Here is a 13,477-nt window from a genome sequence, read left to right as displayed (position 1 = left end):
GCCGGCGGCGGACGGCCGGGGGGCGGGCGTGGGCTCCTCCTCGTAGGAGCCGGCGGGGGCGGGTGCGGTCATTTGACGCTCCCCGCGGTCAGGCCCGCCTTCCAGTGCCGCTGGAGGAGGACGAAGGCGAGGATCAGCGGGATGACGGCGAGCAGCGCCCCGGTGACGACCAGGGGGTAGTACTCGGGGAACGACCTGGTCTGCACGTTCCAGGTGAACAGGCCCAGGCTGACGGGGAAGAGCTTGTTGTCGGAGAGCATCACCAGCGGCAGGAAGAAGTTGTTCCAGATCGCGGTGAACTGGAACAGGAACACGGTCACGAAGCCGGGCATCACCATCGGCAGGCCGACCGACCAGAAGGTGCGCAGTTCGCCCGTCCCGTCCACGCGGGCCGCCTCCAGCACCTCACCGGGTATGTAGCCGGTGCAGAACACGCGGGCGAGGTAGACGCCGAAGGGATTGACGAGGGAGGGCAGGAAGACGGCCCAGAAGCTGTTGACGATGCCCACCTCGGAGGCGAGCAGGTACATCGGCAGGGCCAGGGCGGTGGTGGGGACCATGACTCCGACCAGGACCAGGCCGAACAGCTTCTCCTTGCCGGGGAAGGTGTAGACGTGGAAGACGTATCCGGCGGCGACGCAGATCAGGGCGCAGAGCGCCGCGCCGAGGCCCGCGTAGAGCAGGGAGTTGGCGTACCAGCGGAAGTAGATGCCGTCGCCGGTGGAGGCCAGTTCGCCGAGGTTCCTGCCGAGGTTGAAGTTGTCCGGGGTGAGCGTGTTCCCGCCGAGCAGGTCGGCGGTGTTCTTGGCGGCCGCGGTGAGCAGCCAGCCCAGGGGCAGCAGGGTGTAGGCGGTGGCCAGGACGAGTACGCCGTTGACGACCGTTCTGGACAGGCTCCAGTGCCGGGGTCCGCCGCTCATGCCGCACGCTCCTTCCGGCTCTCGGGCCGGGGCCGGGCGAGCCGGGTGACGGCGAAGGACAGGAGCGCGGCCGCGGCCGCGAGCAGCACCGAGGAGGCGGCGGCGAGGCCGTAGTCGCTGCGCTCGAAGGCGGCGGTGTAGGCGTACATGTTGGGTGTCCATGCGGAGGTGACGGCGGGGGCGGTGCCGTGGAGGATCATCGGCTCGGTGAACAGTTGGAGCGATCCGATGACGGTGAACAGGCCGACCATGGCGAGGGAGGCGCGGATCAGCGGCATCTTGATGCTGATCGCGGTGCGGACCGGGCCCGCGCCGTCGACGACGGCGGCTTCCAGCACTTCGCGGGGAATGGCCTGGAGCGCGGCGTAGAAGATGACCACGTTGTAGCCGGTCCACTGCCACAGGGCCATGTTGACGACGGCCGGGAGGGGGTTGCCGAGGAGGTCGGGGCGGGTGCCGGCGGTTTCCAGCAGGTCGAGGACCGGGCTGATGCCGGGGGTGTACAGGTACATCCAGATCAGCGCGGCGATGATGCCGGGGACGGCGTGCGGGATGAACAGGGCGAGCTGGAAGAACCGCTTGGCGCGGGCCAGCGCGGAGTCCAGGAGCAGGGCCAGGGCCAGGGCGAGGGCGATCATCAGCGGGATGTACATCAGGCAGTACAGGGCGATGTTCGCGAAGCCTTCGAGGAAGGCGTCGTCCTTGAGCGCGCGGGCGTAGTTGCCCCAGCCGGTGAACAGGGTTTCCGTGCCGCCGAATCCGAGGCCGCCCCGCTGTTCGGTGTAGAGGCTCAGATGGATCGCGTAGCCCACCGGCACGAGGGTGCAGGCGGTGAAGAGCAGCAGGAACGGGGCGAGCAGGACCGCGGGGGCGCCGTACCTCCCGCGCCGCCGGGAAGAGGCGGCGCGGGAGGTCGCGGACCGGGCGGTACGCGTGGTCACGGGGCGACCTTCAGCCCGCGGTTCTTGAACTCGTCCAGGGTGGCCTGCTGCGCGGTGGTGAGGGCGTCCTGGATCGTGCCGGTCTTGCCGGCGACCTTGCCGAAGGAGTCCTTCAGGGAGCCGTTGGTCACGCCCATGACGGGGCCCCAGGTCCAGCCGGGCTTGATCGACTCGGCGGCCTCGGCGTAGAGGCCGTAGATGTCCTGCCCGCCGTAGAACTTGGTGTCGAACGCCTTCTTGGCGACGGGGAGCAGTGCGGTGGCCGCGGGGTAGGAGGACGAGGTGCCCGAGTCGATGCGGGCCTTCATGCCTTCGGGGGTGGTGGTGGCCCAGGTGGCGAACTCGACGGCGGCCCTGGCCTTCTTGCTGTCCTTGGAGACCGCGAAGGTGGTGCCGCCGAGCATGCCGCTGGCGGGCTGCCCGTCCCAGGTCGGCATCGGTGCGACCGCCCAGTTCCCGTCCATGCCGGGCGCCGATCCGAGGTTCGCCTTCAGGACGCCCGCCCCCCAGGAGGCTCCGAGGTATCCGGCCGTCTCGCCCTTCTGGAGCGAGGCGGTCCACTGCTGGCTGAACGAGGGCTGGACCTGGACGAGGTCGTCGTCGACCATCTTCTGCCAGTAGTCGGCCGCCTTGCCGGTCTCAGGGCCTTTGAGGTTCACCTTCCAGGCGTCGTCCTCGGCGGTGAACCAGCGCGCGCCGTTCTGCCAGGCCATCGCCTCGAACGTGGTCGGGTCGTCCGGGAAGAACGTGGCGATCCGGGTCTTGGGCTGTGCGGTCTTGAGCTTCTTCGCCGCGTCACGGAACTCGTCCCACGTCCGGGGCACCGTGATGCCCGCCTTCCGGAAGAGGTCCTTGCGGTAGAAGAACGTCTGCGGGGCGACGTCCAGGGGCAGGGCCCAGGTCCTTCCGCCCAGGGCGGTCAGCTCGGCCGCCTGGGGCAGGTACTTGCCCTTCAGGCTGTCGTCGACGAGGGAGCTGATGTCCTGGACCGCTCCCTGACTGACGAAGTCGGGCAGCTGCGGGTATTCGATGTTGAACACGTCCGGGGCGTTGCCCGCCTTCACGGCGTTGGTGATCTTCGCGTATCCGCCGGCGTTCCCGGAGGGGATCTCCTCGAACGTGACCCGGATGTCCGGGTGGCTCGCGTTGAAGTCCGCGACGACCTCCTGGGTGCCCTTGGCCCAGCCCCAGAAGGTCAGCGTGACCGGCTTGCCGTCGGCGCCCGGTACGTCGTCCTGGTCGCCTCCGCAGGCGGCCAGGAGAGACCCGCACAGCGTGGCCGCGGCGATCGCGGCGCCGGCGCGGAGGGATCTGCGGCGGGAGAACAGGGGTGAGCGCATGGCACGGCTCCTATGAGGGGGCGCGGGGTCCGAATGCCTTGTTCCGGGAAGGTGAACCGGGGGCGATTGCCAGCCATCCTGAGCACACGGTTGATCAGAGTCAAGATGCACGGATCAAATGATCAATATGATCAACCCGCTTGCCATCGCCCCTTCCTCACCGCTGCCGCCCTGATCTGGGGTTGACGGCGAAGGAGGCCGGCCACGGACGGGACATGACGATCAGGTCAAGTAGTTCATTCGACCTGATCTTCTTGACGAATGATCAGTCGGTTTCTAGATTCCGCCCGGAGAACCCCGTTCCGGCGGGACCGACCGACGAAGGACACACCCATGCCCCTGCCTCCCGAGGACCGACAGCTCAGCCCGTACACCGGCTGGACCAGGGAGCACTGGGAGGCGACGGCCGACGACCTGCTCGCCGCCGTCCGCCCGTACGCGAGCCCCGGCCGGGCGCTCGTCGGCCTTCCCGGCGACCGTCCGAGCTGGTCGGGCCGCCGCTCCGACGCGCTCGAAGGTTTCGCCCGTACCTTTCTCCTCGCCGCGCTGCGTATCGCGGGCGCCGGCGGCGCCGACCCGCACGGCGTGCTGGAGGACTACGCCCGCGGGCTCGACGCCGGCACACGTACGCCCACGTCCGAGCGCGACCTCGCGGACGGCGACCGCGAGTCCTGGCCGCCGATCACCGACCGCGGCCAGGCCATGGTGGAGGCCGCCTCCATCGCCTTCGCGCTCCGCCTGACCCGGCCCTGGTTGTGGGACCGTCTCGACGGAGCCGTCCGAGGCCGGGTGGGACGCTGGCTCGCGGACGCCCTGCGCCGGACCCCCAACGACAACAACTGGCATCTCTTCCCGCTCTCCGTCGGCGGCTTCCTCGCCGAGGCCGGCATCGAGGAGAAGGAGGCACGGGCCGCGGTGCGCCGGGGACTGGAGAGGATCGAGCGCTTCCACCTCGGCGATGGCTGGTACACCGACGGCCGGCCGCGCGCCTTCGACCACTACAACGGATGGGCCCTCCACCTCTACCCGGTGCTCCACGCCCACCTCGCGGGCGACGCACCGCTGCTGGCCGAGTACGGGAGCCGGCTCTCGGCCCACCTCGCGGGATACGCGCACACCTTCGGCGGCGACGGAGCCCCCGTCCACCAGGGCCGCTCGCTCACCTACCGCTTCGCCACCACCGCCGCCCTGTGGGCCGGAACGCTCACCGGCCACACCCCCCTCCCCCACGGCACCACCCGCCGCCTGGCCTCCGGAGCGCTGCGCCACTTCCTGGACCGCGGAGCCCTCGACGCGAACGGCCTGCTCACCCTCGGCTGGTACGGACCCGAACCGCGCCTGGTGCAGCCCTACTCCGGCCCCGCCTCCCCCTACTGGGCCGCCAGCGCGTTCACCGGGCTGCTCCTGCCCGCGGGCCACCCCGTCTGGCGCGAGCAGGAGCTGCCCGCCCCCGCCGAGATCCGCGACACCGTGCTGGCGCTGCCCCGGCCGGGGTGGCTGGTGCAGTCGACCGCGCGCGACGGCCTCGTCCGCCTCCACAACCACGGCAGCGACGACCAGCCGGCCGACACCGTGCTGCCCGACAACCCGCACTACGCCCGCCTGGCCCACTCCACCGCCACCGGCCCCGTCCACGAGGGGCCGGCCGACAACCACCTCGCCCTCCTCGTCGACGGCCGACCCACCGAACGCGGCCGGATCCACCCCCTCGGCGCCGGACGCGGCTGGGCGGCCTCCGCCTGGCGACCCCGTGCCGCCGGCCAGGACCTCCCCGGCGTCACCGTCACCTCCCTCACCCTCGTACACGGCGCGGACGAGGTCCGCCTCCACCTGGTCACCGGGGCCGGAGCCGGCACCCCCGTGACGCACGGCGGATGGGCGGTCGCCGGGACGCAGACCGTGGCAGGCCCCGCCGCGACCGCCCGCGCCGACGGCCGGCTCACCAGCGAACTGCGCGGCCTGCACGGCTTCACCGACGCCGGGACCACGGTCGTACCGGAGGGCACCGCCTTCGGACCGAGCGCGCTCCTGCCCCTGCTCACCGGGACCCTGCCGGGCGGCACCACGCTCCTGGCCTGCGCCGCCCGGCTCACCCGCGACGACGCCCTCCACCCGCTCGACGCCGTCGGCCTCACCGTCGAACCGGGCGAGACCTGGCAGCTGGGCCTGAGCTGGCCGGACGGCACGGAACGCACCGTGCGCCTCGCCCCCGAGGCGGTGGCAGTCCGGGAAGACATCTGAGAGGGTCCCGCCGCTCCCCGCCCGGGGAGCGGCGGGACCGCGAGCGCACACGCCGTCTCTCAGCCTCCGCAGGACGTACCCACCCGAAGGGCGGGCACGGCGGCAACGTGCTGAGTAACGGTCACGCCGCCCCTCACCCCCCGCAGGACGTACGCACGCGCAGGGCGGGCAGCAGCAACGTGCGGTGGACCGGCAGATCGCTCTCGCCCGCGAGCCGCCGCAGCAGCAGGGCGAACGCCGCTTCGCCCACCGCCCGCTTCGGTGGGTCGACCGCGGTCAGCGGCGGGGCGGCCAGCGCCGCGAACACGTCGTCGTAGGCGATCAGCGCGATGTCGTCCGGCACGGTGAGGCCGAGCGCCCGCAGCAGGGGCGGGAGCTGGATGGCGTCCTGGTCGTTGTGGACGAGCACGGCCCGGACGCCGGCCGCCGCCGCTTCGGCGATACGCCCGGCGAGCCGGGCCGGGTCGGAGCCCGCCCCCCGAGGCCCGAGCGTGTCGAGGACCGGCAGCGGCTCCATCCCCAGCAGACGCGTGGACTCGGCGTACCCCGCCCGCACCTCCTCAGCGGTCCACGAATCACTCCGGGCGGCCAGCAGCACCCGCTCGTGGCCGAGACTCGCGAAATGCCGCAGCGCCCCCAGCACCCCGTGACGGTGGTCTGATCCGACGGAGTCCAGCAGCGAGCCGGGACCGTCGAAACTCGGCGAGCGCCGCTCCACGAGCACGGCGGGCACCGGCAGGGAATCCAGCCACCCGCACGCTTCGGGGGCCTGGCCGGGAAGCAGACCCGGCGCGAGCAGCAGCCCCTGCGCCCCCGAATCCACCAGTTGCCCGGCCTGGGCCCGGTCATCGTCCGATCCGTACGGAGCGATACCGAGGACCAGCCGTGCCCCGGCCGACGCGGCCGCGGTACGAACGCCGTCGATGACCTCGTCGAAATACGAACCGACGGACGGCACCAGCAACCCCACGGTCCTCCCCGCGGCACCGTCCGCCCGCCGGGGACCCTCCGGGGCGGCACGCCCGAGAGAGACATAACCGTGCGACCGCACGATCCGCCCGGCATCCGCCAACGCCACCACATCGCGCCGCACCGTGACAGCGGGAATGCCCAGTCGCCCGGCCAATTCGGACAACCGGACATGGCCCCCCAGCTCACCGACCGCCGCCACGATGAGCCTGCGACGCTCCTCCGCGGACCTACGCATCCCGTCCTCCACATCCCGCATCACACCCACCAACCCACCGGCGATCAGACTGTATCATTCGATCGACATTTCGATCAGACGCAGCACACCCCCGTGCCGGAGTCATGCGCAATACCCGGCAACACCCCGAGGAGCTGACCATGTGACGGTCATTCACTCAATGATCGATCGATTGACGAGAATCTCTTGACCTGATCAAGTGCGACCCCTACTTTCGGGCCACCCACCCAGGAGGTACTCGCATGGAGATCAGCGTCATCCGCAGAAAATCGGCCGGGCGGCTGCTCCTCGCCGCGGCCGTCGCGCTCACCGGCACGGCCTTCCTGCCGGCCCGGTCGGCGACGGCCGCCGGTTCCACCACCTACGTCGACTGCTCACGGCCCACCGCCGGGACCGGCACCGAGGCCAGCCCCTTCAACAGCGTCGCGCAGGCGAACAGCGGGAGCTACGGCCCCGGAGACACGCTCGCCCTCGCGTCCGGTACCACCTGCACGGGCGCGCTGGCCCCGAAGGGCAGCGGCACGGCGAGCGAGCCCATCACCCTCACCCGCTACGGCACGGGCGCACGGCCCGTCCTGAACGGCGGCGGCGCAGCGGACGCGGTCTCGCTGACCGACCAGGACCACTGGAAGATCAGCGACATCAAGATCACCAACCCGGCCGGCTCCCTCGCCCGCCGCACGGGACTGCGCATCTCCGCCACCGACGGCAGGGCCCACACCGGTTTCGACATCGGCGGCCTGGTGATCGACCGTGTCGCCGGCCAGACCGACAAGACCGGTTCGGTCACGGAGGACTACGTCCAGTCCGGCGGCATCGTCACCGGCGCGACCGGGGCCGGCTCCACGCTCGACGACGTACACGTGCACGACAACACCGTCAGCAACACCGGGGGCGGCGGCCTGAAGATCCGCACCGGCTCCATGGCCAACAAGGGCGACGGCGTCCTCGTCGAGCGCAACACCGTCAAGGACGTCGGGGGCGACGGCATCATCGTCAGCTACGCCGACGCCCCGATGATCCAGTACAACGACGCCTCCGGCGTGGGCAACGGCGTCTACCCCTTCTCCGGAGGCAACTTCGCCGGGATCTGGGTACTCGGCGACCACAACCCGACCATCCAGAAGAACGCCGTGTACGACATCACCAGGATGTCCGTCGCCGACAGCCAGGCGTTCGACTGCGACTGGGGCAACACCGGCACCTGCCTCATCCAGTACAACTACAGCCGCGACAACATCGGTGGGTTCTTCCTCGACTGCGACGGCTGCGGAACCATCGGCGGCGCCCGGCAGACCATCCGCTACAACATCTCCGAGAACGACTGCCGGATGAGCAGCAACAGCGCCGGCCGGTCGGCGCTCCACCTCTACAACAACGTCTTCTACTGCACGGACAAGAAGTTCGACGTCAAGCTCCCCACCCGGAGTGTGGTGGAGAACAACATCTTCGTCGGCACCACCGACTCCCGGCTGCCCACCGGAGCCGGGATCACCTGGAGCTGGAACGTCTTCCAGGGCGTTCCCCGGCCCACGGCCAACGGCATCACCGACGACCCGCGGTTCGTCGCACCCGGCACCGGCGGCAGCTCGATCCACGCGGTCGACGGCTACCGGCTGAGGTCCACCTCCCCCGCCCTCGGCAACGGCGCCGTCATCGCCGACAACGGCGGACGCGACTACTGGGCCAACCCGGTCTCGTCGACCGCCAAGCCCAACCGGGGCGCCTACCAGGGGCCGGGGCTGTAGGACCCGGGCCCGTGACGTGCCCGTGCCCGCCACCGCGGCGAACGCGGTGACGGGCACGCGGCTCTCGCTGGAGCCCGGGACGCCCCGACGGGCGTCGCCCCTCCCCCGCCCCTCTCAGGTTCCGGGGATCCAGCCGGAGGACATCCATGTCGCCGCGGCGGCTCCGCACAGGACGCACACCGCCTTGTCCGCCCAGCGGGGCGCACCGAGCCGGACCGTGGCGTGGGCCGCCTCGACGGTGATGAGCAGGCCGCTGATGAGGACCAGCGGGGCGTCTGCCCAGGTGATCTCCGGCCGGCCGATCGCCAGCCAGCCCGCGGTGATGCCGAGGAGGCACAGAGCGGTGTGGAGCGTGCAGGACTCGGGCCGTGAGCCGGTGCGGTTCTTCGCCCGGTGGACGAGGATCACGGCGATCTGCGCCAGCAGCGCTGCGAGAGCGAACACGGGTGACGGCTCCTAGAACGTGCGGACGGTCCGGATCGCGGAGATGCCGAGCAGGGCGGTGACCGCCTTGCGACGCGTCGCCGTCAGTTCGCGGCCCTCGGCGTACGTCCGGATCAGGTTGGCCGTCTTCTTCACACCGATACGCTTCACCGGACGCACGGCCGTCAGGACACGGACGGCCTGTTCCGCTCCGGGTTCCGCCTTCGCCCTGTCGCCGTCCGCGACAGCCGGGTGCGGCGTGTCCGACAGGACGGCGCCGGCCGTGATCATGGCGACGCTCCCCGCGCGCCAAGTCGTCTTCAACGTGAGTTCTCCCCTTGATGAGCTTGCTCACGGTACAGATGTTCCGGAAAGCAAAGCGTCTTCACGTCGGCCATATAAGCACATATTTACTCGCTGAACCTAAATAGATATGGACATATGGGCGGTCTGTTCCAGCATGCGGAAACAGGTGTGGCAACTGTTGTGCAAAGAGCTGGAGTTACGGGAGGCCCCGGCGCCGCACCGGGTGGAAGGGTGCGGCGCCGGGGCCTCAAGGACCGGGAGATTCGGCCGGGTTACCGCCACCACCGGAGGCGGCGCTTCCCGGCCGGCGCCGGTTCGGCGGGCGGATCGATGGCGAGGAGCGGCGCCGTCCGCTCGGCGTCCAGACCGACCCGGCCCGGATGCACGCACACAGGGGTCCGGTCATCGACCGTGTACCGGTAGCCGTCCGCCGCGTCGAACGGCCAGAGCCTGCTGGGACGGTCGGCGACGAGGAACCCGGAGCGAGGAAGGCGCAGCGCCGGACAGAACCAGCAGCACGGATAGTCGGACTCCGGGTCGATGAAGGGCGGCTGCGCCTGGTCGGACATGCTTCTCCTGCGGGCGCACGGCCCGGTGCGGTCGTCACGGTCGGGCCCCGCGGGTACGCGCTGCCGGTGCGCCTCGCGAGCGCGCCGGGAGGCTCCGCCGGGCACCCGGCCATCCTTCCTCATGCCCGAGGCGCGGGAGGCCCGTTCCACCGACGGGGCGTCGCCCGGACACCGCCCGCGGCTCCGGCCCGGGCTCGCGGGCCCGGGCCGAAGGGCCTGTCAGCCGGCGCGGTTGTAGATCGCCGTACCGGGGCAGGCGGTGACACCCAGTCGGGTCGCGCACCCGGAGTACTGGCCGGACCCGTTCGACCACAGCCAGCCGCCGATGGTGCGGCCGTTGAGCCAGGTGTACTGGCCGTTGTAGTTCGCGTCGTACGTGCGCAGGCTCCAGTGGACGTGGGCTCCGGTCGCGGCCCCGCCGGCGCAGGTGTCCGTACCGATGCTGCCCAGCAGTGCGCTGCGGCCGATCGAGGTGCCGTTGTAGTACGTGGTGTTGAACATGTGGTAGTAGTCCGTCGAGAAGCCGCCGGGGTGGATGACCCGGGTCCACCCGCCGCCGGCGCCGCACATGGAGGTCGCCGTGCCCTCCCTGGACGAACGGACCCGGCCGCTGGCGTTGCCGCCGGCGAAGTCGAGGCTGCTCCAGTAGCCGGTCGAGCCGGTGTGGGAGTGCGCTCCGCCGGTGAGCGTCATGTAGTAGTCGGGCATCCACGGCAGGAGGAGCCCGTTGGTGTTGGCGGCCGCCGCTCCCACGGACGGCTTCCCCTGCTCCGGTGCCGCCTTGCGCTGTGCGTAGGCGGTCATGTCGCGTCGCTCCGCCTTGCCGACCAGCGGCGACGTGGCCACGTGGTCGGCGAACTCGCGGTCGCCTTCGAGTCCCGCGATCCACTGCCCGTCCTTGCGGTGAGCGATGTAGAGCCAGCCCTCCGGGTCGCCATGGCGCGTGCGGGGCGCTTCGACGTAGGCGACCCCGCGGGCCCAGTCGGCCGAGGCGGTACGGACGTCGACGACCACCTTGCGCCCCTCGTCGGCGAGTTCGGCGACGGCGGCTTTCGCCGAGAGCCCCTTGGCGTCGTCGGACCGGGCCAGGACGTCCGTGGATACGGCGTCCACCAGCGCCTTCCGGGATGCGCCGAGGTCGTCGGCGGCGGCGGGCGACATCTTCACGGTGACGCCGTCGGACGGCGACGGGGCGGCGTCCGCGACCGCTCCGGCGGTCGGCGCGCCGGCGTCCCGGGGAGCCGCCGTCGCCTGGGGTACGGCGACGAGGAGCCCGGTGACGGCGAGGGCGGCGACTGCGGTTCTCACAGACAGTGTGGAGAGCATGGGTGGTGTCCCTTCCGAACATGAGGGCCTGCCGGACCGGCAGGGGCGAGAACATGGCGGGCGTGACCATGCCGCACGAAGGACAAGAACAGGTGAATGTCATGCCACGTTCAAGTTCTATGCGCATAGACTAGGCGGGGCGCCGCACCATCACAACAGAGCAACTGGCTTTGATATCAAGTGAGTTACCGTCGAGAAGGGCCGGGGCTCACCTGCTTCGCCGTGCCACCCCTTCCCCAGGAATCGGCCGATCCATGGGCGGACGTCCGTGCGAGGATCGCGCCGTGGACGATCTGCGCTTCCGCCTCGCTTCCGAGGGCGACCTCCCCTGTGTCGTACGACTGCGGGACGCTGCCGCCCGCTGGATGCTGGCGCGGGGTGTCACGGGTCAGTGGCAGCCGGGCGAGCTGGGCGTGGAGCACTTCCGAAGGGTGTCGGAGATCGGCGAGGTGTGGCTCGGGGAGAGCACGGTCGGTGTGGTCGGCGCCTGGGAGTTGTGGTGGGAGGACGAGGACGCCTGGGGGCCGCGGGCCTCGGCCGCCGGGTATGTGCACCGGCTGATGGTGGCCCACGCGGACGTTCCGCCGGGGACCGGTCGCCGGCTTCTGCGGGCTGCGGAGCAGCGCGTGGCCGCCACCGGGCGCGGCCTGGTGCGGCTGGACTGCCTGGCGGGCAACGCACGGCTCAACGCGTACTACCTCGCCGCCGGTTACCGTGCTGTCGGGACCAAGGAGGGCAAACCGCAACCGGACGGCTCGGTCAAGTCGTTCACCCTTCTCGAGAAGGACGTACGGGACGACGGCAGCGCGGTCTCGTCCCGTTGAGGCCCGGTTCCCCGGGCTGAGCCCGGCCCGATTCCGGGGGCGCCGCCTCCGCGGGCAGGCGGGCGGGCGGGCGGCTGCGCGGCGGGTAGGTGGCGGCCGGCTGCGCGGCGGGTAGGTGGCGGCCGGCTGCGCGGCGTCAGCGTGGTCCGTCGGGGAGCCATCCCCGGGTGCGCAGCTCCTCGGTGAAGCGGCCGTACGCGTCGTCCAGTGCCGGGCGTTCGGCCGCCACCGGTTCGATCAGGGCGCCACCGCCCGCCATGGCTGCGGCGCTCGCCGCGAGGTTCTCGTGGAGGGTTCCGGTCGCGGCGAGGAGCGCAGCGCCGAAGGCGGTCTCGGCGCGTTCCGCCACGCGGACCGGACGGTCCAGCACGGTGGCCCGGATCGCGGTCCACACGGAGCTGCGGCTTCCGCCGCCGGCGGCGTGCAGGGGGCCGCGCACCGCGACCCCCAGGCGCCCGACCCGTTCCAACGCCAGGCGCTCGACGAAGGCGACCCCTTCGAGCGCTGCCCGATGGGCGTCGGCCTCGTCGCGGGGAGCACCGAGGCGAAATCCCCGGGCCGGTCCGGAGACGAAGGGGAACCGTTCGCCGTCGCGGCGCAGCGGGTAGCGCACATACGACGCGGGGCCCCGGGCCTCCGCCGCGGCGTCCAGCGCGGGCAGGCGGTCCGGTGGCACCTCGGCCAAGCACTCCCCTCCGGTGTTGGACGCGCCGCCGGGCAGCCACCAGCCCTCGGGGTGGCGGTGGCTGTAGAACGCCCCGGCCGGGTCGCGGACCAGTTGCTCGGACACCCCTTTGAGGACGTACGTGGTGCCGAGCACACCCACGAACCGGCCGGGCTCGACCGCCCCGGTGGCGATCTGACCCGCGCAGCCGTCCGTCATGCCCAGGCGTACGGAGCATCCCTCGGGCAGTCCGGTGGCCTCGGCCGCCCGGGGGCCGACGGTGCCGGCCTCGGTGGCGGGGGCACGTACGTCGGACAGGAGTGCGGTCGGGAGGCCGAGGGCGTCGAGGACCTCGTGCGGCCACTGCTCGGTGCGGGCGTCGTAGCCGGTCTTGAGGGCGTGGCTCCAGTCCACGGGCACGGGGTGGCCGGTCAGTTCGCGGCCGATGACCTCGGGGGTGTGCAGGACGCGGCTCAGGGCGGCGCCGTACGTCCGCAGGCACCAGACGGCCCGGCCGAGCGCGGCGGTGGGTCCCACCGAGTGGCCGAGCGCGTCCCAGCGGGCGCTGCCCGCCCGTTGGGCCTCGGCGTTGAGGTCGGCTGCGCGCCGGTCGTCGTACATCAGGGCCGGGCCGAGCGGGGCGCCGTCGGCTCCGGTCGGCACGATGGTCCCGGAGGTGGCGGACACGGCCACGGCGGCCACCTCGCGGCCGCCCCGGGGCAGTGCGGCCGTGGTGCGGCGCAGTGCGGAGCGCACGGCGGGCCACCAGGTGCGGGCGTCCTGCTCGCTGGCTCCCGGGGCGGTGCGTACCGGGACCGGCAGGTCCTCCCGCGCCTCGGCGAGGACCCGTCCCCGTCCGTCCACACAGACCGCGCGGACGGACGCGGTCGCCACGTCGACGCCGATCACGGCCGGGGACGTGACCGCGGTGCGGCGGGGAGCGCTGCTCATGGGACGCGTCCTTCCCG

General features: G+C 71.8%; 12 protein-coding genes and 1 pseudogene. 3 read left to right on the top strand and 10 right to left on the bottom strand.

The genetic code is table 11. The annotated features are described in order from the left end of the window. Positions 1-68: 68 nt before the first annotated feature. Genes IF19_RS0125425 through IF19_RS0125415 form a run of 3 tightly spaced genes read right to left on the bottom strand, consistent with a single transcriptional unit; the run spans position 69 to position 3,201 of the window. Positions 69-920, bottom strand: coding sequence for a carbohydrate ABC transporter permease (locus IF19_RS0125425; protein ID WP_030116118.1), 852 nt, complete (start codon positions 918-920; stop codon positions 69-71). Next, positions 917-1,861, bottom strand: a complete 945-nt coding sequence (locus IF19_RS0125420) for a carbohydrate ABC transporter permease (RefSeq protein WP_030116119.1) — start codon at positions 1,859-1,861, stop codon at positions 917-919. Before IF19_RS0125420 ends, IF19_RS0125425 begins: the two co-directional genes overlap by 4 nt. After that, the gene (locus tag IF19_RS0125415) at positions 1,858-3,201 is read right to left on the bottom strand and encodes an ABC transporter substrate-binding protein (RefSeq protein WP_030116120.1); all 1,344 of its coding nucleotides are present in this window, start codon (positions 3,199-3,201) and stop codon (positions 1,858-1,860) included. The genes IF19_RS0125420 and IF19_RS0125415 overlap by 4 nt, the downstream gene beginning before the upstream one ends. A gap of 333 nt (positions 3,202-3,534) precedes the next feature. On the opposite strand from IF19_RS0125415, the gene IF19_RS0125410 reads away from it, so the two are divergent. Continuing rightward, positions 3,535-5,442 (top strand): DUF2264 domain-containing protein, encoded by a 1,908-nt coding sequence (locus tag IF19_RS0125410; RefSeq protein WP_032747916.1) that lies wholly within the window; start codon positions 3,535-3,537, stop codon positions 5,440-5,442. Between the two features lie 133 nt (positions 5,443-5,575). Here IF19_RS0125410 and IF19_RS0125405 read toward each other — a convergent pair whose 3' ends face one another. Both IF19_RS0125405 and IF19_RS1000000138455 read right to left on the bottom strand, forming a co-directional pair. After that, the gene (locus IF19_RS0125405) at positions 5,576-6,412 is read right to left on the bottom strand and encodes a substrate-binding domain-containing protein (protein WP_234313237.1); all 837 of its coding nucleotides are present in this window, start codon (positions 6,410-6,412) and stop codon (positions 5,576-5,578) included. Positions 6,413-6,490: 78 nt separating this feature from the next. Continuing rightward, a pseudogene (locus IF19_RS1000000138455) lies at positions 6,491-6,649 on the bottom strand (DeoR family transcriptional regulator); the annotation flags it as partial. A gap of 242 nt (positions 6,650-6,891) precedes the next feature. Here IF19_RS1000000138455 and IF19_RS0125400 point away from each other — a divergent pair. Beyond that, positions 6,892-8,397 carry a right-handed parallel beta-helix repeat-containing protein gene (locus IF19_RS0125400; protein ID WP_223872432.1) on the top strand — a complete coding sequence of 502 codons (1,506 nt, stop codon included), beginning with the start codon at positions 6,892-6,894 and terminating at the stop codon, positions 8,395-8,397. 114 nt (positions 8,398-8,511) lie between these two features. On the opposite strand, the gene IF19_RS0125395 is transcribed toward IF19_RS0125400, so the two are convergent. The 4 genes from IF19_RS0125395 to IF19_RS0125380 all read right to left on the bottom strand — a co-directional run bounded on the left by IF19_RS0125395 (position 8,512) and on the right by IF19_RS0125380 (position 11,021). Continuing rightward, complete coding sequence (locus tag IF19_RS0125395; RefSeq protein WP_030116124.1) at positions 8,512-8,841, bottom strand: hypothetical protein; 330 nt, start codon at positions 8,839-8,841, stop codon at positions 8,512-8,514. Positions 8,842-8,853: 12 nt separating this feature from the next. After that, positions 8,854-9,111, bottom strand: a complete 258-nt coding sequence (locus tag IF19_RS0125390; RefSeq protein WP_030116125.1) for a hypothetical protein — start codon at positions 9,109-9,111, stop codon at positions 8,854-8,856. A 287-nt stretch (positions 9,112-9,398) separates the two neighbouring features. Further along, positions 9,399-9,695: a hypothetical protein gene (locus IF19_RS0125385; protein ID WP_030116126.1), complete on the bottom strand. Its 297-nt coding sequence runs from the start codon at positions 9,693-9,695 to the stop codon at positions 9,399-9,401. Positions 9,696-9,914: 219 nt separating this feature from the next. Then, a complete protein-coding gene (locus tag IF19_RS0125380) occupies positions 9,915-11,021 on the bottom strand; it encodes a M23 family metallopeptidase (protein ID WP_030276991.1) in 1,107 nt (368 codons plus the stop codon). A gap of 284 nt (positions 11,022-11,305) precedes the next feature. Here IF19_RS0125380 and IF19_RS0125375 point away from each other — a divergent pair, with 284 nt between their 5' ends. Then, positions 11,306-11,845: a protein-tyrosine-phosphatase gene (locus IF19_RS0125375; protein ID WP_030116129.1), complete on the top strand. Its 540-nt coding sequence runs from the start codon at positions 11,306-11,308 to the stop codon at positions 11,843-11,845. A 136-nt stretch (positions 11,846-11,981) separates the two neighbouring features. On the opposite strand, the gene IF19_RS0125370 is transcribed toward IF19_RS0125375, so the two are convergent. Then, entirely contained in the window at positions 11,982-13,460 is a 1,479-nt protein-coding gene (locus tag IF19_RS0125370; protein ID WP_030116130.1) for an FGGY-family carbohydrate kinase, read from the bottom strand. Between the last annotated feature and the right edge of the window lie 17 nt (positions 13,461-13,477).

Source organism: Streptomyces californicus, from assembly GCF_000717645.1.
Lineage (GTDB): Bacteria > Actinomycetota > Actinomycetes > Streptomycetales > Streptomycetaceae > Streptomyces > Streptomyces californicus.
This window is presented reverse-complemented; position numbering and strand designations above follow the sequence as displayed.

Coding starts and splice junctions, on each gene's coding strand:
- IF19_RS0125425 (WP_030116118.1), bottom strand. CDS start 920: ATGAGCGGCGGACCCCGGCACTGGAGCCTGTCCAGAACGGTCGTCAAC.
- IF19_RS0125410 (WP_032747916.1), top strand. CDS start 3,535: ATGCCCCTGCCTCCCGAGGACCGACAGCTCAGCCCGTACACCGGCTGG.
- IF19_RS0125370 (WP_030116130.1), bottom strand. CDS start 13,460: ATGAGCAGCGCTCCCCGCCGCACCGCGGTCACGTCCCCGGCCGTGATC.
- IF19_RS0125400 (WP_223872432.1), top strand. CDS start 6,892: ATGGAGATCAGCGTCATCCGCAGAAAATCGGCCGGGCGGCTGCTCCTC.
- IF19_RS0125390 (WP_030116125.1), bottom strand. CDS start 9,111: ATGATCACGGCCGGCGCCGTCCTGTCGGACACGCCGCACCCGGCTGTC.
- IF19_RS0125415 (WP_030116120.1), bottom strand. CDS start 3,201: ATGCGCTCACCCCTGTTCTCCCGCCGCAGATCCCTCCGCGCCGGCGCC.
- IF19_RS0125385 (WP_030116126.1), bottom strand. CDS start 9,695: ATGTCCGACCAGGCGCAGCCGCCCTTCATCGACCCGGAGTCCGACTAT.
- IF19_RS0125380 (WP_030276991.1), bottom strand. CDS start 11,021: ATGCTCTCCACACTGTCTGTGAGAACCGCAGTCGCCGCCCTCGCCGTC.